The sequence below is a fragment of the Peterkaempfera podocarpi genome, from assembly GCF_042466665.1.
GTDB lineage: Bacteria > Actinomycetota > Actinomycetes > Streptomycetales > Streptomycetaceae > Peterkaempfera > Peterkaempfera podocarpi.
Window position 1 is genome coordinate 5,582,827 of sequence record NZ_CP162102.1, and the last position, 18,148, is coordinate 5,600,974.

Consider the following 18,148-nt stretch of genomic DNA (forward strand, 5'->3'; position numbering starts at 1 on the left):
GGTCTCCACCCTGTCTACGCGCCCAGGCCCAGCCCGAGCCGCACCGCGCGTTCGACAGGGGAGTACGCCGCGTCGGGACGCTCCAGGTCGAGGGGGCCGGAAGGCAGCAGCGGGGGCTGGGCGAGGAACCTGGGGACGACGCCGTGGTGCGGCTGGGCTGCGTGGATCAGGAACGGGTGGCAGAGATAGACGTCTCCGGCCCGGCCGGTGGCGAGCACCGTCGGGCGATCCGGTGAGTCGAGCCTGCCTGCGGCATCCATGGCCGCGCAGAACGCGAAGCCTTCGATGCCGCGCTCGCCGAAGGGCGCGAGCAAGGGCGGGACGTCCAGATGCGAGCCGACCTTGATCCGGGTCGGCGCACTGGCGGTGTCGACGTCGGAGAACAGGAACAGCATCAGAAGTGCCCGGCCACGGGAACACAGGTTGAGCCAGTACCCGGACTCACCCTCGGGGGTGTAGCTGGCATCCAGGTGCCACCCGGCGTCGCCCGGGTCGTCGGGATGCGGGAAGCGGATGGGGAACGTACCGAGTCCGTCGCGCGGGAACCACCGGCCCCGGCCCACGAGCTGGTCGAAGGCCCCGTGCAGCCGCGCCGTGCCGACCGCCTTCCGGAACGGCCCGCCCCCGTAGCCCGCCAGCCGCACGACCGGCCGGGTCCACGTCGAGGAGTCGTCGGGATCCAGCCCGGTCTCCCGCCACAGGAACGCCCGGCATTCCTCCGCGACCGCCTGCGGGAAGGCCTCGGGAAGGTGAACGAAGCCGTCGGTGACAAAACGCTCGACCTGGTCCCCCGTCAGCACCTGCGTCATACGGCGATTCTTGGCAGGCCCGCGGGCACCGGCAACGGGTTTTCAGCGCCTGGGGCCCCCGGTGCCCACCAGCTCGCGCAGCTTGGCCCGGGTCTCGGCATCGGGGGAGTACACCACGGTGCCGGTCATCCCACGGGTCAGCGCAGGCTCTGCGCGGCTCATGGCGGCGTGCCTACACCCCCGGGTTGGACGGACCGTCGATCACCTCGCGGACCCGGTTGGCGCTGATGGGATGCGGCCAGCCCCAGACCTGGCCTGCCCGGTTGAGTTTTTCCGTCAGGGATGCGAGCAGCGCCTGCTTCTGCATGGGTGTCCGGCTGTCCCCGATGAGGAGTTCGGCGTAGCGGACGGAGTCGACGACGGCGGACTTGGTCCGCTCGTGGCGAAGGTAGGCGTCCAGGTCGGGCTGCCAGCCGACAATGAGCGGGGAGGGCATGGTGCTGCTCCACTCGCGTACGACCGTCTCGGCCTCATCCGGCTGGTAGCCCATCTTGTGCAGGTGGACGGCGAGTTCGTAGACCGGGTCACCCCACAGGGCCAGCTCCCAGTCGAGGAAGTACACCTGTCCGTCGCGCAGGACCATGTTCTTGCGGTGGAGGTCGGAGTGGACCAGCCGGAAGGGCCTCGGGGTGAGGGCGTCCCACTGACCGTCGATGGCCTCCAGTGGCTCGGTCGGGATGCCCAGGTCGGCGAAGAGCGCCGCGTGCGACTCCCGGAAGCGGTCCACCACTCCGGCGGTCACCGACTGGAGCAGACGGCCGAAGGCTCCGGTGTCACCGTCCTGCGGCCAGGAGCCGGGCAGGTCGGGCACTGCACCGCGTGGTACGTCGGCAAGGCTGCGCAGCAGCCGGACGACATCGCGGGGAACCGCCTCCGGCACCCGGGTTCCCTTGGGGAACGCCTCGTCGACCACGCGTCCGGGGATGTACTCGTACACCTGGAAGTAGGGTGCGGCGGACCGGTGCAGCAACTGCGGAACCAGGCCGTTCAGTGATGTGCCCACTGCCGCGGTCACTTCGTGCTCCGGCCAGATCCGCAGGTCCATCTCGTCGGCGTGTGCAATGGGGATGCGCACCATCACAGGGCCTGCCGGGGTGTCCAGGCAGACGTTGCGGTTGTAGAAGCCGGCTGCGGTCTGCGGGGCGGCCGTGGCCTCGGCGTAGAGCGTCAGCGGCGACACGGCCAGCGTCGTGCGGTCGGCCAGCAGGCGGTGCATGTGCTTCTCGATGGTGTGCTCCAGCTGCTCCATCGACCCGAACGGCTCGATCTTCGCACGGGCCTCGTCTGCCGCAGCCGACACGGCGGTGTCGGCGAGTCCCTGCAGGCGCAGGGCCTGATCGGCGGCGAGTATCAGGCTCGGATAGACCTCGGTCGCCTCGAACTCGGCCACCGCCCGACCGGCTGCTGCGGCCGCCTCGCCGGGATTCCCGGTCCTGGCCAGCAGCAGGGACCGCACCAGTTCGGCTCGGGCCAGCCCGGATCGGTAGCCGGCCTGATGAAGGTTTGCGACCGCCAGCTCCAGGGCGGCGCGGCAGCGGTCCAGCTCCCCGAGTCCGAGGCAGGCCAGGGCCATCGCGGTGTACGCCTTGCCGATCTCGGGCTTGGCTCCCAGCTCCACCTGTGCGGCCACAGCGTCGGGCGCGAGGTCGAGCGCCCGTGCCGGGTCGGTCCAGGCCGCCAGTTCGGCTCGATTGACCATGACGTTCGCCCGCCCGACGGCGCTGCCGCTCGCGCGGTAATGCCGTTCGGCCTCTTCGAGATGCTCGGTGGCGCCCTGGAAGTCGAACGCGAACCGGTGAGCGAGGTACAGCAGACGGGCCGCGTCGCCGAGGACTTCGCGTTCGTCCGGCGGGCACTCGGACCGCAGAGCGTCAGCCAGCTCCCGCGCCCGTGGGAAGCGGCCCTGTGCCATGTGCAGATCTGCTGCCCACAGTCCTGCCTGCAGCCGTACCGGACCCTGCTGGCACTGCCACAGCTCGGTGTACAGCGCCAGCGCCTGGCTGGTCGCACCGAGGATCCGGCGTGAGTGGGCGCCCACCAGCGCGAGACGGCCCTCCACTTGGGTGGGCGTCCGCGGGTCCACCCCTGCGGTGAGCCGGGCGGCGCGTTCCACCTCCCCGGCGAGCAGAGAGAGGTCGGCATCGACGCACAGGGCAGCCCGACGCAGTTCGGCCTTGTGCCCGGAGTCCGGTCCGTCCTCGGGCCTCTGCCGGGCCTCGGTAGCTTCGTCCTCCACCGCTGTGAAGTGCGCGGGGAGATCGGTCAGCAGGCCGTCGGCGCTCTGCGGGCTGCCGCACCGGGTGATCCGGTCCGCGTACGACAGAAGCTCGGGGCCGGACAGTTCCTCGGCGCGGGCGGCGTGGTAAGCGGCCTCCCGTAGGCCGTCCGCGAGCAGCCGCGCCCCGTCCTCGCCCCCGGCCCGTGCACCGGCCTGTTCCTCCGACACGGCACGCAGTACTCGGTGCACCTCGCGGGTGGCAGACGGTGGCAGCTGTTCGCGGAGGGCCTCGACCATCAGCTGGTGCAACCGGAACCGGTTCCTTCCCGCCGGGTGGACGAACGAGTACGCCGTGATCGCATCCCAGGCCAGCTGGTGACCCGGGAGGCTGAAGGCGGCGGTGACCCGGCGGAAGACGTTGAGGTCGAAGGTCCGCGCGACGCTCAGCAGCTCCAGTATCTGCACATGTTCCGAACTGACGTGCTCGAGGAACCGCTGCAGGATCTCGTGGGGGGACACGGCAGGTGAGACCGCGGCGCCGTCGGGTGAGGCGGGCCCGGCGTGCTGCCGCGCAGTGTCGATGGCGAGGTGGAGGTAGAACGGCACCCCGGCGCTGGCCCGCGCCAGGGTGGTCCGTACGGCCTCGGACTCGACTCCGGCCTGCTGAAGCAGGGCGAGTCGGTCTGCGGTCGGCAAGCCGTCGAGCGTGATCAGCCGGATCACCCGCCCCCAGTCGGGGTCGAGGCGCGCCCACTGCAGCGGTTCCCGACTCGCCACGACGACGAGGCCGGTGTCCAACTGGGACACCAGGTCACGCAGCCAGGCGTCGACGGTGCTGGACCGACCGGCCCCCAGGGCACCGGTGCCGAGTGCTTCGTGGGCATCGACGAACAGGACGTACGGGTGCCCGTCACCGGAGGCGGTGCGCAACTCACCGGCGAACAGGTACGTCACCGCGTCCGCCAGTTCGGTGTTGGAGAGCGAGTCGAGCTGCTGCAGTACCGGATCCCGGCGGATGCGCTGCCAGTGGCGGACGTGGTGGGAAGCGGCGTCGACGGCGCGGATCAGTCCCACAGCCGTGGCGAATACCGGGAGGTTGGTGACACCGTCGAAGATGCCGCCGAGGACCTCGCTCTGGGTGAGGAAGGGCAGGTTCTCGGACAGCCGCAGGTTGGGGTTCCAGCGCTGCCAGAGGGCGGCGTACGCGAGGTCGTACCGGTCGAACCTGACCCTCTGCTCGCCGAACTGCGCCCTCAGCACCGAGAGGGCGGCGTCCTGCTCACGGAGCCGGGGGACCTGCAGGTCGAGGAGGGCCGTGCGGTAGCTGCGCTGCTCGGCGCGGTACCGCACTTCGGCGAGCAGTCGCGACTTGCCGATGCCGCCGACACCCGTGACATTGAGGATCCGGGGGCCTCGCCCGCCCGCATCGCCCCGGAGCGCGTCGAGCTCCTCGCCTGCTGCGGCGAGTGCGTGGATGCGGTCCACGAACAGCCGTCGTGTGCTCTCGTCCGCGACGAACCTGGGCCTCAACGGCATACCGTCCCCCTGCTGGCGCTCGTCGGTGCTCAGCTCGATGCTAGCTGCCCCGGGCTCTTAACATGACGGTGCATCACATCCGCTGTCCGATCGGTCCGTGCGGAGTGGCTGACTTCCGACTCGGAACGCGGAAACGGGACGGTGGCCGGGGCAGCCCGCCGCGGTGGCCGCTGCCTCGTGGAGGACGTCGCCGCTACGGGAGGGCACCGGTCCGCCGGAGTGCGTCATCGGGCCACCCGTTCGTCCGGACAGCGAGTGAGGCGATCCGAGGCAGCGGCCGTCTCGGGAGGTGATGTGTCCCGCACCCGCCGCATCGCTCGATCGGGTGAGCGCCGGCTGCGCCCCGGGAGCTGCCGCTCTGGGCCGGTAGCGTGCCTTTCACCGACCCCTGCGAGGGGCCGGGTGGGCCTGCGTCCGAGTGCGCGGCATCATGGGCGAGGCGACCTGCCGGGCCGGACCTGTCCGGAGGAGGTGTGGATCATGAGTTTTCCGGTCGACCTGACGGCTGCGCTGTCCGGCGCGTCCGTCTCGCAGCTGCACGGCTGGCGGCGTACGCATCTTCTGGAACCCGAGGTGCAGGAGAACCCCGTCCGCTACTCGTTCCGTGACGTCGTCGCGCTGAGGACCTTCGTCCGCCTGCGCAGTCAGCTGCCCCTGCAGCGCATTCGCAAGGCCATGAACCAGCTTCGCAAGTGGGACCTGACGGACCACCCGGCCTCCTACACGCTGCTCACGGAGGGCGATTCGGTCTTCTTCGTCCAGGACTCCCGCGCCATTGACCTCGTGCGCCGTCCGGGCCAAGAGGTGATCCTCAGCCTGGCCGACGTCTTCGCCCCGTTCGAGAACATGCAGGGCCGGGAGGTCGCCGACTTCCGGCGGCCGCGTCCGTGCCTCGAAGTACGCGAACAGCGCCTCGCCGGCTGGCCGACCGTGCTGGGTACCCGAGTGCCGTACGACACCGTCGCCAAGCTGGTTGTCGGCGGCGTGGACCCGAAGGACGTCCGGCGGTTCTACCCGACCGTCGACAAGCGCAGCGCCCTGGATGCGGTCGACTTCCACGGGGAGGTTCTGCGGATCGGGGGGCGGGCTGCGTGAGGTTCTTCCTCGATGAGAACGAAACACCGGCCGTCCTGCCGCCGCTGCGCATGGTCTTCTTCGACCATGAGTTCCGATCGGCTGACGAGGAGGGTCTGACGGGCGTCCTGGACCCCGCCCTGATCGAGGAAGTCAGCCAGCGCGGCTTCGACGCAATCATGACGCAGGATCGCAACCAGCTGTCCAACCGTGAAGAACGCGACGCCTTCATCAAGACCGGGATGCACTGGGTCGGGCATCACCAGCCCGACGCCGAGGGCCTGCTCTACATCGTCAACTCGGCCGCGGCCTACCTTGCTGCGATGCCGCACGTCCTCCAGCGCATGGCAGCGATCACGGGCGCCCATTCCTTCCACGTGAAGAACCTCGGCCTACAGGCCGGCCAACGCCTCAAGGTGAGCCGGCTCAAGTCCTGATGCCGTTACAGGCGCCGGAGCGCCAGCTCTTCGCCGGCGTCCGGATCGAGGCGGGCCGGGGGAGTCGGTGTGGCCGAGCGTCCGAGTCGGCCGTCAGGTGCTTCGGCCGGCCGCCCCGGTGCACGGCGCCGAGCGTCCGAGGGTGGACGTGCGGCAGCGGGTGCCGGGGGATTGCTACCGGTCGGCCTGTGGCATCCGGATGACCGCGGCCCTTCCCTCCAGGTCCACCGTTGTCCGGTGCGGCGGTGCCCCGTCCTCGTCGTCGTCCCGCATCATCAGGGCCGACTGCCGCTCCTTGAGCTCGTGCTGCTTGCCCGGTGAAAAGCCCGCATGGAGCTGCTCGAACCCGGTTGCCGATATCTGGCCCTGCCGGCCGCTGTTGCGCCATGGCAGCAGTCCGGCCCGCCCGGCGCGGAGGAGCAGCTGGTCCGCGAGCGCGATGACGGTCAGCAGGATGACCAGTCCGGGCAAGGTCATGAAGACGGCGAACTCCATGGCCCCAGTGTCCCGGCGAGGGCCGGTCGGCTGCCACGGCAGGACGGCAGGGCTTCGGCAGGGCTTCGGCAGGCACAACTCGCCTACGCCGCAAGGGATGTGGAGTTGTGGTGATGCGATGGTTCCGGTGGAACCGTCCTTGCGGTGATGCCAGGGTGGAGCCGCGGGGTCCGCGGGTCCACTGACATGCAGCGAGGGGACACATGATCACTGGTAACGAGATGCAGCTCCCGGGTTGGCGGGGCGGTGACGGAAATGCCGCGTATCTGGACAAGACACTGCGTCACCAGAGCATCGAGATGTCCCTCAATGAGAGTGTCGACGGGCGGACCGTCTTCAACCTCTGGCTGCGGGCCGCGGTGATCTCCTTCGTCGTCAGCATGGTGCCCTTCTTCATCGGGTTCCTCGTACTGGTCTCCAATCTGGGCGGGGACGACCCCTTCGCCGGTTCCGGCTCGTCGTCGTCCGACGCGGGCTTCGGCTGGTTCGTGTTCTCGTCGGTTGCAGGGTTCGTGGTCTTCTGGCTGGTGCTCCTGGTGTCCAGGCTGCCGGAGCCCGTCGGGGAGTGGCGGGTGCTGCTGGCCGATCGCCAGGATCAGGCGGAGACGGTGTACGCGACGATCGTCCGCACGCTGAGCAGCCGCAAGTACCCCATCGTCCCGAACAGCCTCGGCACCCGGATGACCCTCAGCGAGGGCTCCTACACCGCCTATGTCTCCGTCTTCAACTACGGCACCAGCCTCTACCTCGGCTGGATGATGTGGCGCTCGCGGCGCGGTGCCGAGCTGCTCGGCCAGTTCATCGGTGACCTGCTGCGCGGGTTCAAGGGGGAGAACGCGATCGAGCACCAGCTGCTGCGCAGCGAGGGTGCCCGGGCCATGCGGGAGGCCGTTCATCTGGCCTGCCGCGAGGGGCTGATGGTGGCCATCGAGACCGAGCCGGTGTGGGGTGGCGGCGGTCTCGGTGCGCAACCCGCCGCCGGTCCGGTGCCCCCGCCGCCGGCCTTCCCGCCCCCGCCGGCCTCCGCCGCGGGCTCCCCGAGCCAGGCGCACCTCCCCGAGCAGCCCGCCCCGCCGCACCCCGTACAGCCGCCGCAGCCCGGACCGGGCCGGCCCGGCGGCGCATGAGCGTCCTGGTCTCCGGCGGTCCCCACGGGGCCTGGGCCTGGGCCGGACTGCGTCTCGAACCCGAGCCGGCGATCTCCGGGAGCGGCGCCCATGTGGGCCTCCCGGAGGCCCAGCGGCGGGTGGAGGCGGCCGCGCTGGAGCAGGTCTGGCTGTCGCAGCACTGGCGGCCCGACGGCCGCAGCTTCGAGCTGCGGTATGTGATGCCCGCGCCGGGCGGCGGGATCTCCTGTGCCCTGCTGTGCCGGATGCACGGAGCGGACGCCGCCGCGGCGACCGCCGCCGTGCTCGCCCTGCGCGACTCCCTGGCGCCGCCGCGCCATGTGCGCGCGGAGCCGATCAGTGACACGGGGGAGCTGCATTCGGTACTCGTTCCCTTCGGAGGGGTTCCCGGGGGCCTCGCCGAGGTGCGCAGACGCCTTGTCTGGGCGTGGCTGAACCGCCGGGACACCGACTTCCGGCTGGGAGTGGCGGTCTGCCCGCTCGTCGGGCAGGCGGTGAGCTGGGAGCCGGTCTGGGAGGCGCTGGCCCGGCAGGATGCGCCGACCGTGCTCGGTGTCTGCCTGGAGCCGTACGCCCCGCCCCCGGAGCTGCCGGCCTATCTCCGCTATCTGGCCCAGGAGTACGGCAGGCTGTCCCAGGCCGGGCAGTCGAACCCGATCTACCAGCAGCACATCGCCCCGGACCCGTTTGCGCTCCGGGCGGTCCCGCTCTACCAGGACGCGCTGCGGGACTGCTCGGACCGGACCTACCGGATGCGGATCTCGCTGGCCTCCGGGCACAGCGCACCGCCGCTGCACCTCGCCGAGCTGCTGGCGGCCACCGTCTCCCCGCCCGCGGCCCTGCCGGGCGGCGGCGGGGCGGTCGCCAGGGCCGTCCCCGTGCACGAGGCGGCGGCCGCCTGGGGGAATCTGGCGGGGCTGCACCAGACCTGGCTGGACGCCGCCTACCGGCAGGAGGTCCCGCAGCCGCTGGGCGAGCGGGAGAAGATCCTGGCCGGCTTTGTCGCCGTGTCCCAGGCCTCCGCTGCCTTCCGCTTCCCCTACGAGGTGCCCGGCCGCCCTCCGCTCTTCGGCACTGCCCGCCGGGCCGACGTTCCGTCGCCGCCGCAGGCCCCGCCGTCCCCGCAGGATGCCGACCCCGCGTTCCCCACCCGCTTCCCCGATGACAGGAGCACCCCTTGGACAGGCTGACGATCGCCTTCGACGAGGCACCGTCCGACGCCGATGCGCTCGCCAGGTCGCTCGCGGACTGGTTCAACGACGACGAGGACCTCTCCGGGCTCGCCGGTGTGCATCTGGCGCCGCCCCTCCCGGGTGAGATGGGCGGTCTCGCCGACGCCGTGGAAGTGGCGACCGCGGTGGTGCCGTTGCTCACGGCGGGCGTGAGCGCGCTGGGCGTCTGGCTCACCCAGCGCGTCAGGAACCGCAGGGTCAGCCTGAGTGTCACCCGCCCCGACGGCGCGGGGATGCGGGTCACCGCGGACCCGGCCGATGTCGAGCGTCTGGTGGACCGGCTGGAGCGCTTTGTGGCGGGAGGTCCGGCGGACGGCGGGGGCCCGGCGAGTTGACCGACTCCTGGGCGGTGGTCGTCCCCGACCGGCGCAGGTCCGTCGCCGTGCTCATCGGTACGGCAACCCATGTCGCACCGAGCGGACTGCACCCGATCCCCCAGGTGACGGCGAACATCACCGCCCTCGCCGAGGTGCTGACGGGCCCCCTCGGCGTCTTCGACCCGAGCGGGGTGCGTCGCCGGGTGGACCCGCACACGGCGGGCGAGGTTCTGGACCTTGTCCCGGGCGGGCGCCCGGCGGACGGGTTGGACCTGCTGCTCTTCTACTTCGCCGGCCATGGGGTGGTGACGGCGGGCAACCAGCTGTGCCTGGCACTGCCCGGGACCGTGGACGAGCCCGGGCGGGCGGCCCGTACCTCCCTTCCGGCCGACGGTGTCTTCGAGGCGATGCGCGGTGTCCGGGCCCGGTACAAGGTGGCCGTCCTGGACTGCTGCTTCTCGGGGCGGGCGATGGAAGCCCCCGCTGCGGCCGGCATCCATCTGCTGACCGCCACGGGCCCGACCCGGAAGGCCCTGTACGGGGACGGCTCGCGGTTCACCGGGTTCACCGGGGCGCTGCTGGAGCTGCTGTCGCAGGGGGTGCCGGACGGCGACGCGCATCTGGATCTCTCCGTCGTCTACCGGCGGCTGGCCGTGTCCCTCCCGGCCGCCCCCGAGCCCCGCCCGGTGCCGGCCCAGCGTGCCGTGGGATCGACCGGCGACCTCGCGCTGGCCGTCAACGCCGCCCACCGGCAGGGGCGCACCCGCGAGGGGCTGGCGGCACGGGCCCGGTTCGCGCTCGACCTGCGCACCCTGGGGCTGTCCGGGCGGCCGGGCCAGGAGGCCCGGCTGCACCAGGCCGCCCGGCTGATGCGGGAGGTCGCCGAGGACGGCGCCGAGGTCCTGGGTCCGGCGGACCCGGTCGTCCTCGCCTATCGGCACGCCTATGGGTCCCTCCTCGGCGAGTCCGGCCGTGCGGAGCTTGCGTTCGCCTGCCTCGACGCCGTGGTCGCCGACTGGGAGGCGGCCGTCCCGTCCGGTGCGCCCGGGCTTGCGGCGGCGCGCACCAGCCGCGACCACTGGCGCGGCAGGGTGCGGCCGCCCGGTCCCGGACCCGGCGGGCCGACCTGAGCCGGGCCCCCTTCGCCTCCGGAAGGGGCGGCCGCCGCAGGGAGGACCCCCGCACCGGCCCCCGGGCGCGGGGGCGCGGCACCGCGTGCCCGGCGGGTGGAGCGGGCCGCACAGGTGGCGGACGCAAGGGCCGGGCTCCCCCTTCACGTCCCGGGCGGTCACGCGCCGTAGCCTGGTGCCGAGCCGCCCGGCCGGGGGGCGAAGGGTGCTGGGAACGCGGAGGTACTCATGGGTCGGCGTGTCGCCGTGATCGACGACTACCAGGACGTGGCACGCCGCCACGCCGACTGGTCGGCATTGCCCGCCGGGTCCGAACTCACCGTCTTCACCACGCCGTTGGGCGGCACGGCGGACGTCGCGGCGACGCTGGAGCCGTTCGACGTGGTGGTGGCGATGCGCGAACGGACGCCCTTCCCGGCGGCGCTCTTCAAGCAGCTGCCCAATCTGCGGCTGCTGGTCACCACCGGGATGGCCAACGCCTCCATCGCGATGGACGCCGCACGTGCGCACGGGGTGACGGTCTGCGGCACCCACGGCAGCACCGCCGCCACCCCGGAACTGACCTGGGGTCTGATCCTCGACCTCGCCCGGAACATCACCGCCGAGCACCTGCGGATGCGCGAGGGCGGCTGGCAGCACACCGTCGGCACCGATCTGGCCGGAAGCACTCTGGGACTGGTCGGCCTGGGCCGTATCGGCACGGCCATGGCCCGGATCGCGAGCGCCTTCGACATGGACGTCGTCGCCTGGAGCCAGAACCTGGACCCCGCGCGGGCCGAGGCGGCAGGCGTCCGGGCCGTCTCCAAGCACGAGCTCTTCACCACCGCCGACTTCGTCTCGGTCCACTACAAGCTGAGCGAGCGCAGTGTGGGTGTCGTCGGCGCCCATGAGCTGGCCCAGATGAAGCCCACGGCCTATCTGGTCAACACCTCGCGTGGCCCGCTCGTCGATCAGGAGGCCCTGTTGGAGGCCCTGCGGACGGGTGCCATCGCCGGGGCGGGTCTTGATGTGTACGACGTGGAGCCGCTCCCGGAGCACCACCCGCTGCGTACCGCTTCCAACGTGGTGCTGACCCCGCACCTCGGCTATGTCACCCACCGGACCTATGACGTCTTCTACACCGAAGCCGTCGAGGACATCGCCGCCTTCGCGGCGGGCACCCCGGTCCGGGTCCTCAACGGCGTCTGATCCCGGCACGGTGCCGCTTCCCGTGCGCCGCCCGGAGGCGGTCGGCCACCGGTGTGCCGGGCCGGTGGCGCGGCTGTCGCCCGCGACCGCCCCGGCAGGCGGTCGCGGGCCGGGGCCGATGCGCCGCCCGGGGCGTGAGGGGGTGTTGTCACGCAAGTGGTCGAGGCGCAAAACTGAGGTCTGTTGCCCCGGTCGGCGGCCGGCCCGTCGCCGTGCGCACCGCACGGCGCGGCATGACACGGCACCGTATGACACGGCACCGCACGGTCCGACCCGGACGGGGGGATCCATCGTGGGAGGCGCGGCCCGCGCCGGTGGTGCGGGCGGCGGCGCGGAGGGGGGCCTGCGGCCGGCTGCGAAGGATCCGCCCCACAGCCGCCCGGCGCGGATCCGCTGAGCACGACGGGCTCAGTCGTCCGGCCGCGGTGCGAGCCGTGTCCTGTGTTCCTCACCCCACCCGGATCCGGAGGGGGAAACCCCGGGTCAGAGGGGACACCCCGGGGGAAGACCGAAGAAAAGCCTGCGGAAGACCCAGGGAACACCGAGGGAAAGAGGTCACGTCGATGGTCCAACGGCTCGGTGTGGTCGCGGAGTCGGCACCGGGGGAGACCCGGGTCGCGGCGACCCCCGCAACCGTGCGTCAGCTGGTGAGCCTCGGCTTCGACGTCGCGGTCGAAACCGGCGCCGGTCTGGGGGCGAGCTTCGCCGACAGTGCCTACGTCGAGGCGGGTGCGGCGCTCGTCAGCCAGGAGAAGGCCTGGCGGTCCGACATCGTGCTCAAGGTCAACGCGCCGTCGGCGACGGAGATCGGCGCGCTGCGGGACGACGCGACGTTGATCGGCCTGATCGGCCCCGCCCTGGCCCCGGAGCTGGTGGAGACGCTGGCGCAGCGCTCGCTCACGGTGCTGGCCATGGACGCGGTGCCCCGGATCTCCCGGGCGCAGTCACTGGACGTGCTGAGTTCCATGGCCAACATCGCGGGCTACCGCGCGGTGGTGGAGGCGGCGCACCGGTTCGGGCGGTTCTTCACCGGGCAGGTGACGGCGGCGGGCAAGGTGCCGCCGGCCAAGGTGCTGGTCGCCGGGGCGGGGGTCGCCGGTCTGGCGGCGATCGGTGCGGCGGGGGGTCTCGGCGCGATCGTCCGGGCCACCGATCCGCGCCCGGAGGTCGGTGAACAGGTGCGTTCGCTGGGCGCGGAGTTCCTGGCCGTCGAGGTCGAGCAGGAGTCGGGCGCCGACGGCTATGCCAGGGCGACGTCCGCCGACTACGACCGCCGCGCCGCGGAGATCTACGCCGCACAGGCCGCCGACGTCGACATCATCATCACCACCGCGCTCATCCCGGGCCGGCCGGCGCCCAAGCTGATCTCGGCCGAGCATGTGGCGAGCATGCGGCCGGGCAGCGTCATCGTCGACATGGCCGCCGCACAGGGCGGCAATGTGGCGGGCACGGTCGCCGGGGAGGTGGTCGTCACGGACAACGGCGTCTCGATCATCGGCTTCACCGATCTGCCCGCCCGGCTGCCCGCGCAGGCCTCGCAGCTCTACGGCACCAACGTGGTCAATCTGATGAGGCTGCTGACGCCGAGCAGGGAGGGACGGATCGCGCTGGACTTCGACGATGTGGTCCAGCGCTCCATGACGGTGGTCCGCGACGGTGCGAAGACCTGGCCGCCACCGCCGGTGGAGGTGTCGGCCGTGCCCGCGGCGCAGCCGCCGGCAGCCGTGGCACCGGCGGCGCGGAAGACCGCCCGGCCGGTCGCGGACAGCCGCAGGTTCGCGGTGGTCGGCCTCGGCGCGGCCGCCCTGTTCCTGCTCACCGCCTTCTCGCCGAGCCAGCTGACCGGCAACCTCACGGTCTTTGTGCTCGCGGTCGTGATCGGCTACTACGTGATCGGAAGCGTGCACCATGCGCTGCACACACCGCTGATGTCGGTGACCAATGCGATCTCCGGGATCATCGTCGTCGGTGCACTGCTGCAGATCGGGCACGGGAGCACTGCGGTGACCGTACTGTCGTTCGCCGCGGTCCTGCTGGCGAGCATCAACATCTTCGGCGGCTTCGCGGTGACCCGCCGCATGCTCGGCATGTTCTCGAAGGACTGAGGCCCCATGACAGCCGCCACGGCCACTCAGGCCGCCTATGTCGTCTCCGCGCTGCTGTTCATCCTCAGCCTCGCCGGACTGTCCAAGCACGAGAGTTCCCGTTCGGGCATCGTCGTCGGGATCGCCGGAATGGCGGTCGCGCTGGCCGCAACCATCGGGCTGGCCTCGCGCTCCATCCCGGGAACCGGCGTCGGACTGCTCGCCGCCGCGATGGCGATCGGCGCGGTGATCGGTCTGTGGCGCGCCCGTGTCGTCGAGATGACCGGCATGCCCGAGCTGATCGCCGTCCTGCACAGCTTTGTCGGCCTGGCCGCCGTGCTGGTCGGCTGGAACGGCTATCTGGACGTCGAGGCGCACTCCTCGGCCGGCGCCGAGCTGGCCGGTTCACTGCTGCGGGTCCACCACGCAGAGGTGTTCATCGGCGTCTTCATCGGGGCGGTCACCTTCACCGGCTCCATCGTCGCCTATCTGAAGCTCTCCGCGCGCATCAGGTCCAACCCGCTGATGCTGCCCGGCAGGAACGTGCTCAACCTCGCCGCGCTCGCGGCCTTCGTCGTGCTCACCGTGCTCTTCGTGGTCCGGCCGAACCTCGGCCTGCTGATCGCGGTCACCGCGGTGGCACTCGCCCTGGGCTGGCATCTGGTGGCGGCCATCGGCGGCGGCGACATGCCCGTGGTGGTGTCGATGCTCAACAGCTACTCCGGCTGGGCGGCGGCGGCCTCGGGCTTTCTGCTGAACAACAATCTGCTCATCGTCACCGGTGCGCTGGTGGGGTCCTCCGGTGCCTATCTGTCCTACATCATGTGCCAGGCGATGAACCGCTCCTTCCTCTCGGTGATCGCCGGCGGCTTCGGTATCGAGGCACCCGCCGCCACCTCCGGGGGCGACTACGGCGAGCACCGGGAGATCACCGCGGAGGAGGCGGCGGGGCTGCTGAGCTCGGCCACCTCGGTGATCATCACGCCCGGGTACGGGATGGCCGTGGCGCAGGCGCAGCACAAGGTCGCGGACCTCACCCGGGCGCTGCGGGAGCGCGGTGTCCAGGTGCGGTTCGGCATCCACCCGGTCGCCGGACGGCTGCCGGGTCATATGAACGTCCTGCTGGCCGAGGCGAAGGTGCCGTACGACATCGTCCTGGAGATGGACGAGATCAATGACGACTTCGCCAAGTCGTCGGTCGTCCTGGTGATCGGCGCCAACGACACCGTCAACCCCGCCGCGGAGGAGGACGCCGCAAGCCCGATCGCGGGCATGCCCGTCCTGCGGGTCTGGGAGGCGGCCGAGGTCATCGTCTTCAAGCGCTCCATGGCCCCGGGCTACGCCGGGGTGCAGAACCCGCTCTTCTTCCGGGACAACAGCCGGATGCTCTTCGGTGACGCCAGGACGCGGGTGGAGGACATCCTGGGCGCGCTGGCCGCCCTGGTGTAGGCCGCGGAATCGGGCGGGTCCGGCGGGGCAGTGGCTCCCGCCGGACCCGCCCGCTGCTGCCGCCGGTTTGCGCGGGGAGGCGGGGTCGCCGACCGTGGTGGAGGGACGGGTCGGTGTCCCCGGGGCGCGGTGCGCAGTGCCGGGACCCTGGAGGCGGCGCGTTGAGCGGGCCGAACCGGACAGTCCGGACTGAAGGAAATAGCGTGGGGGCCATGGACGAGACCACTGGGGACATCTCCGGGTCGGCCGCTCGGGCGGCGCGCGATCTGCGGGTGGTGTTCAGCCGTCTGCGCAGGCGGCTCAGGGAGGTCTACGACACCGGGGAGCTCACCCCGTCGCAGACCTCCGTGCTCAGCCGGCTGGGGAAGGAGGGCCCCACCTCGGCCAGCGTGCTCGCGGCCGCCGAACGGGTCCGCCCGCAGTCGATGGCGGCCACGCTCGCGGCGCTCGACCAGCACGGGCTGATCGAGCGCAACCCCGACCCCGAGGACGGCCGCCGGCAGCTGGTCTCGCTGACTCCGGCCGGGCAGGAGCGCGCCGAGGGCACCCGCCAGGCCCGGGAGGAGTGGCTGGCCCGGGCCATGCAGGACCGCTACACCGAGGAGGAGCGGCAGACCGTCCTCCAGGCGATGGCCCTGCTGGAGAGGCTCACCCACCCGTGATCCCGGCGCCCGCGTGCAGCGCCGGGATGCTGCGCCGGGCCCACCGCGGGACCCGTCCGAGGGCTTCGGCTGCTCGCTGACCACCTGAGCGGCCACCTCGGGCGCTCCCCGTGGATGCCGGTGCAAGGCTCCGCCCGGGCCGGAGCGGCACCACGGCCGGGATCGTCGGAGTGCCGCCGGGATCCGCGCCCGAGCGGGTCCGTCCGTAGGCGCCCGGACCCGCGCCCCGATGTGCCGGTGCCGCGGGGGCAGCTGCTGCCCCCGCGGCACCGGCACATCGGGCGCCGGGACGTCGGGTCGTCGGGCCGTCAGGTGCCCGGGCCGTCAGGTCGCCAGCGGGAGCACGGTGAGCGCCGTGCGTACCGGGATGTCGGGCGGACCGACGGGCAGTTGCTCGTCCGTGCGGTCGTCGATGACGGCGACGCGCACCGAGGGGATGGGCGAGGTGTCGGCGGAGGCTGCGGCGTCCAGCGCGAAGAGCACACTGACCGGCCGGGCGCCGTCCGCGTCCTGGTGCAGCCCCGAGAACCTGAGGATGCGCCAGCCCCCTTCGTCCCAGTGGTCGAGCAGCGCCGACCGGACGACGGGTGCCGCCGACTGCCAGGCCAGCGACCGCTCCAGCAGCTCCACGGAGGTGGCCACCGGCACCCGTCCGGTGCCCCCGCTGCGGGCCAGCGGGTGCCCCAGCACACGGACCCTGGCCCTGCGCAGTGGCAGCAGCCACAGATGGTCGAGGTCGGTGGAGAGCGCCGCCAGCACCACGGCCGTGGCGAGCACGGCCACGGCTGCGGCCGAGGGGTGCGCCGCGACCTGGCCCCACCAGGTCGCACCGGAGGCCGCAGCGGCGGCGCCGCCGGCCAGGACCAGGCCTGCCCGGGCGAAGGAGCGCCAGGTGATGGGACCGCTGTCCCGTGCGGAGCACCCGCAGGAGGACTCCGGCGCCGCCACCCGGGCGTAGCCGAGATAGCCGAGGAAGCCGGCCCCCAGGGCGGCTGTCGCAGCCCCTGGCAGTGCGGGGGCGGGTGAGGCCGACAGTGCGGCGCCCACCAGGAGTTCCACCGCGCCGACGGCACGCAGGGCGAGGGTCGCCCGCCGTGCGCCGCCGCCGAGGATGCGGGCCAGGGCGGTGCCGGCGGCCTGCCGGGCGGTGTCCCGGCCGAAGACCTTGGCCGCGCCGCCCACGGCGAGCAGCACACCCAGTACCGGCGCGGCGGAGGCTGAGAGCAGTGTGAGCATCCCGACCTCCGGGTCAGTGGCCGACGGTCATACGGGCGATGTCCACGCTGCCGTCCTCGGGCCGCCAGGCCCCGAGCACCTGCACCGACTGCCCGATGCGCACCTGGGACAGGTCGGAGGTGAGGGCCCCGGCGAGATAGGAGGCGGTGGTGGTGCCGTGCACCACGCGTCCGACCAGGCCGTGGGCGCCATGGGCGAAGTGCAGGCGGTCCTTGGCGATGCCCCGCACCGTCACTGCCAGGTTGACGATGTTGACCCAGATCGCGTCGGCGGCGATGGTGCCGTCGGGCATGGGGACGCCACGTGCGTAGAGGCCGTCGCCGACCTTGACGGCGTCCGCCGTGGTGGGCTCCAGCTTCCAGATGCTGGTGGCGTTGGTGAGCTGGATGAGGTGCTGGCCGCCGTTGGATGCGGCGACCTCCAGGACGCTGCCGTTGATGGCGGTGATCCGGCCCTCGGCGAAGGCGGCCGCGGCGATCGCCGGGTCCAGCGACGGGGTGGGCGCCGCGAAGGCGGCGTCCGCGTCGAGCCCGCCGAGGGCCGACGCGCCGACGATGGTGGCGCCGCCCAGGGCAGCTGTGGTGAGGAAGCGGCGGCGGTCGAAGCCTCGGCCGCCGGAGGCTGATGTGCTGCGGGGGGTGCTCATGGCCGGGCCTCTCCTCACTCGTAGATGTAGACGGGCAGCATGCCGGAGCTGAGGTTGCCTATCGCGGAGTAGGCGGCGGGGGTGAGGTCGATGACCCGGTTGGTGCGGCAGGTGCCGTTGCAGCAGGTGGCCTCGCCGCAGAAGCTCTTGGTGCGGGGGCCGCAGTCGGAGACGGTGACGCACACCGAGGCGCCGGAGCACTGGTGCTTGACCGTCATCACGGAGCCGCAGCCGCGGCGGGGGATGGACTCCCCGCAGAGGTCGGGACGGGTGATGTTGAAACAGGCGGCTGAGGCGTTGGGCCATGCCGCCTGGTGGGCGCTGGACTGGCAGGTGCCGCAGGCACCCGTGCCGGCGCTGCTGCACGGTCCCCAGGAGGAGCCGCAGCAGAACCAGGTGGCTTCGCCTGCCCAGAGGCTGGTGGATCCGCAGGCCATCGACGATCTCCTTGCTTGTGGAGAGCATGACAAATCCAGCCTCGGATGAGGTCCGGACCGATGGTGCTGGG

16 protein-coding genes are annotated in these 18,148 nt (G+C 72.1%); 10 read left to right on the plus strand and 6 right to left on the minus strand.

The window, feature by feature from the left end:
* Positions 1 to 14: 14 nt before the first annotated feature.
* Positions 15 to 809: a phytanoyl-CoA dioxygenase family protein gene (locus AB0761_RS24615; RefSeq protein ID WP_377271320.1), complete on the minus strand. Its 795-nt coding sequence runs from the start codon at positions 807 to 809 to the stop codon at positions 15 to 17.
* A gap of 172 nt (positions 810 to 981) precedes the next feature.
* The gene (locus tag AB0761_RS24620) at positions 982 to 4,563 is read right to left on the minus strand and encodes a phosphotransferase (RefSeq protein ID WP_377271321.1); all 3,582 of its coding nucleotides are present in this window, start codon (positions 4,561 to 4,563) and stop codon (positions 982 to 984) included.
* Between the two features lie 480 nt (positions 4,564 to 5,043).
* Between AB0761_RS24620 and AB0761_RS24625 the strand changes: the two genes are divergently transcribed.
* Complete coding sequence (locus AB0761_RS24625; RefSeq protein WP_377271323.1) at positions 5,044 to 5,658, plus strand: DUF433 domain-containing protein; 615 nt, start codon at positions 5,044 to 5,046, stop codon at positions 5,656 to 5,658.
* The gene (locus tag AB0761_RS24630; RefSeq protein WP_377271325.1) at positions 5,655 to 6,074 is read left to right on the plus strand and encodes a hypothetical protein; all 420 of its coding nucleotides are present in this window, start codon (positions 5,655 to 5,657) and stop codon (positions 6,072 to 6,074) included. The genes AB0761_RS24625 and AB0761_RS24630 overlap by 4 nt, the downstream gene beginning before the upstream one ends.
* A 174-nt stretch (positions 6,075 to 6,248) precedes the next feature.
* Here AB0761_RS24630 and AB0761_RS24635 read toward each other — a convergent pair whose 3' ends face one another.
* Positions 6,249 to 6,569: a DUF6191 domain-containing protein gene (locus tag AB0761_RS24635; RefSeq protein ID WP_377271326.1), complete on the minus strand. Its 321-nt coding sequence runs from the start codon at positions 6,567 to 6,569 to the stop codon at positions 6,249 to 6,251.
* A 203-nt stretch (positions 6,570 to 6,772) separates the two neighbouring features.
* Here AB0761_RS24635 and AB0761_RS24640 point away from each other — a divergent pair, with 203 nt between their 5' ends.
* The 8 genes from AB0761_RS24640 (at position 6,773) to AB0761_RS24675 (ending at position 15,758) form a co-directional block, all read left to right on the plus strand.
* Entirely contained in the window at positions 6,773 to 7,696 is a 924-nt protein-coding gene (locus AB0761_RS24640) for a hypothetical protein (protein WP_377271328.1), read from the plus strand.
* Entirely contained in the window at positions 7,693 to 8,886 is a 1,194-nt protein-coding gene (locus AB0761_RS24645; protein WP_377271330.1) for a hypothetical protein, read from the plus strand. The genes AB0761_RS24640 and AB0761_RS24645 overlap by 4 nt, the downstream gene beginning before the upstream one ends.
* On the plus strand, positions 8,874 to 9,263 hold the full coding sequence (locus AB0761_RS24650) for a hypothetical protein (protein WP_377271331.1): 390 nt from the start codon (positions 8,874 to 8,876) through the stop codon (positions 9,261 to 9,263). Before AB0761_RS24645 ends, AB0761_RS24650 begins: the two co-directional genes overlap by 13 nt.
* Complete coding sequence (locus tag AB0761_RS24655; RefSeq protein ID WP_377271332.1) at positions 9,260 to 10,375, plus strand: caspase domain-containing protein; 1,116 nt, start codon at positions 9,260 to 9,262, stop codon at positions 10,373 to 10,375. The genes AB0761_RS24650 and AB0761_RS24655 overlap by 4 nt, the downstream gene beginning before the upstream one ends.
* Positions 10,376 to 10,603: 228 nt before the next feature.
* Positions 10,604 to 11,563 (plus strand): D-2-hydroxyacid dehydrogenase family protein, encoded by a 960-nt coding sequence (locus tag AB0761_RS24660; RefSeq protein ID WP_377271334.1) that lies wholly within the window; start codon positions 10,604 to 10,606, stop codon positions 11,561 to 11,563.
* Positions 11,564 to 12,126: 563 nt separating this feature from the next.
* Entirely contained in the window at positions 12,127 to 13,668 is a 1,542-nt protein-coding gene (locus tag AB0761_RS24665) for a Re/Si-specific NAD(P)(+) transhydrogenase subunit alpha (RefSeq protein WP_377271335.1), read from the plus strand.
* A gap of 6 nt (positions 13,669 to 13,674) precedes the next feature.
* Positions 13,675 to 15,096 carry a Re/Si-specific NAD(P)(+) transhydrogenase subunit beta gene (gene pntB, locus AB0761_RS24670; RefSeq protein ID WP_377271336.1) on the plus strand — a complete coding sequence of 474 codons (1,422 nt, stop codon included), beginning with the start codon at positions 13,675 to 13,677 and terminating at the stop codon, positions 15,094 to 15,096.
* A gap of 212 nt (positions 15,097 to 15,308) precedes the next feature.
* Positions 15,309 to 15,758, plus strand: coding sequence for a MarR family winged helix-turn-helix transcriptional regulator (locus AB0761_RS24675; protein WP_377271337.1), 450 nt, complete (start codon positions 15,309 to 15,311; stop codon positions 15,756 to 15,758).
* Between the two features lie 324 nt (positions 15,759 to 16,082).
* On the opposite strand, the gene AB0761_RS24680 is transcribed toward AB0761_RS24675, so the two are convergent.
* From AB0761_RS24680 to AB0761_RS24690, 3 genes are read right to left on the minus strand one after another with little or no spacing between them, the layout of a single operon-like run.
* Positions 16,083 to 16,994, minus strand: a complete 912-nt coding sequence (locus tag AB0761_RS24680) for a MauE/DoxX family redox-associated membrane protein (RefSeq protein WP_377271338.1) — start codon at positions 16,992 to 16,994, stop codon at positions 16,083 to 16,085.
* 13 nt (positions 16,995 to 17,007) lie between these two features.
* Entirely contained in the window at positions 17,008 to 17,640 is a 633-nt protein-coding gene (locus tag AB0761_RS24685) for a cell wall protein (protein WP_377271339.1), read from the minus strand.
* Positions 17,641 to 17,654: 14 nt separating this feature from the next.
* Complete coding sequence (locus AB0761_RS24690; protein WP_377271340.1) at positions 17,655 to 18,077, minus strand: hypothetical protein; 423 nt, start codon at positions 18,075 to 18,077, stop codon at positions 17,655 to 17,657.
* Between the last annotated feature and the right edge of the window lie 71 nt (positions 18,078 to 18,148).

What these genes read in the sequence shown, in the direction of transcription:
- AB0761_RS24665 (WP_377271335.1), top strand. Translation starts at nt 12,127, where the DNA reads ATGGTCCAACGGCTCGGTGTGGTCGCGGAGTCGGCACCGGGGGAGACC.
- AB0761_RS24660 (WP_377271334.1), top strand. Translation starts at nt 10,604, where the DNA reads ATGGGTCGGCGTGTCGCCGTGATCGACGACTACCAGGACGTGGCACGC.
- AB0761_RS24615 (WP_377271320.1), bottom strand. Translation starts at nt 809, where the DNA reads ATGACGCAGGTGCTGACGGGGGACCAGGTCGAGCGTTTTGTCACCGAC.
- AB0761_RS24620 (WP_377271321.1), bottom strand. Translation starts at nt 4,563, where the DNA reads ATGCCGTTGAGGCCCAGGTTCGTCGCGGACGAGAGCACACGACGGCTG.
- AB0761_RS24690 (WP_377271340.1), bottom strand. Translation starts at nt 18,077, where the DNA reads ATGGCCTGCGGATCCACCAGCCTCTGGGCAGGCGAAGCCACCTGGTTC.
- pntB (WP_377271336.1), top strand. Translation starts at nt 13,675, where the DNA reads ATGACAGCCGCCACGGCCACTCAGGCCGCCTATGTCGTCTCCGCGCTG.
- AB0761_RS24675 (WP_377271337.1), top strand. Translation starts at nt 15,309, where the DNA reads ATGGACGAGACCACTGGGGACATCTCCGGGTCGGCCGCTCGGGCGGCG.
- AB0761_RS24680 (WP_377271338.1), bottom strand. Translation starts at nt 16,994, where the DNA reads ATGCTCACACTGCTCTCAGCCTCCGCCGCGCCGGTACTGGGTGTGCTG.
- AB0761_RS24625 (WP_377271323.1), top strand. Translation starts at nt 5,044, where the DNA reads ATGAGTTTTCCGGTCGACCTGACGGCTGCGCTGTCCGGCGCGTCCGTC.
- AB0761_RS24635 (WP_377271326.1), bottom strand. Translation starts at nt 6,569, where the DNA reads ATGGAGTTCGCCGTCTTCATGACCTTGCCCGGACTGGTCATCCTGCTG.
- AB0761_RS24685 (WP_377271339.1), bottom strand. Translation starts at nt 17,640, where the DNA reads ATGAGCACCCCCCGCAGCACATCAGCCTCCGGCGGCCGAGGCTTCGAC.
- AB0761_RS24640 (WP_377271328.1), top strand. Translation starts at nt 6,773, where the DNA reads ATGATCACTGGTAACGAGATGCAGCTCCCGGGTTGGCGGGGCGGTGAC.
- AB0761_RS24645 (WP_377271330.1), top strand. Translation starts at nt 7,693, where the DNA reads ATGAGCGTCCTGGTCTCCGGCGGTCCCCACGGGGCCTGGGCCTGGGCC.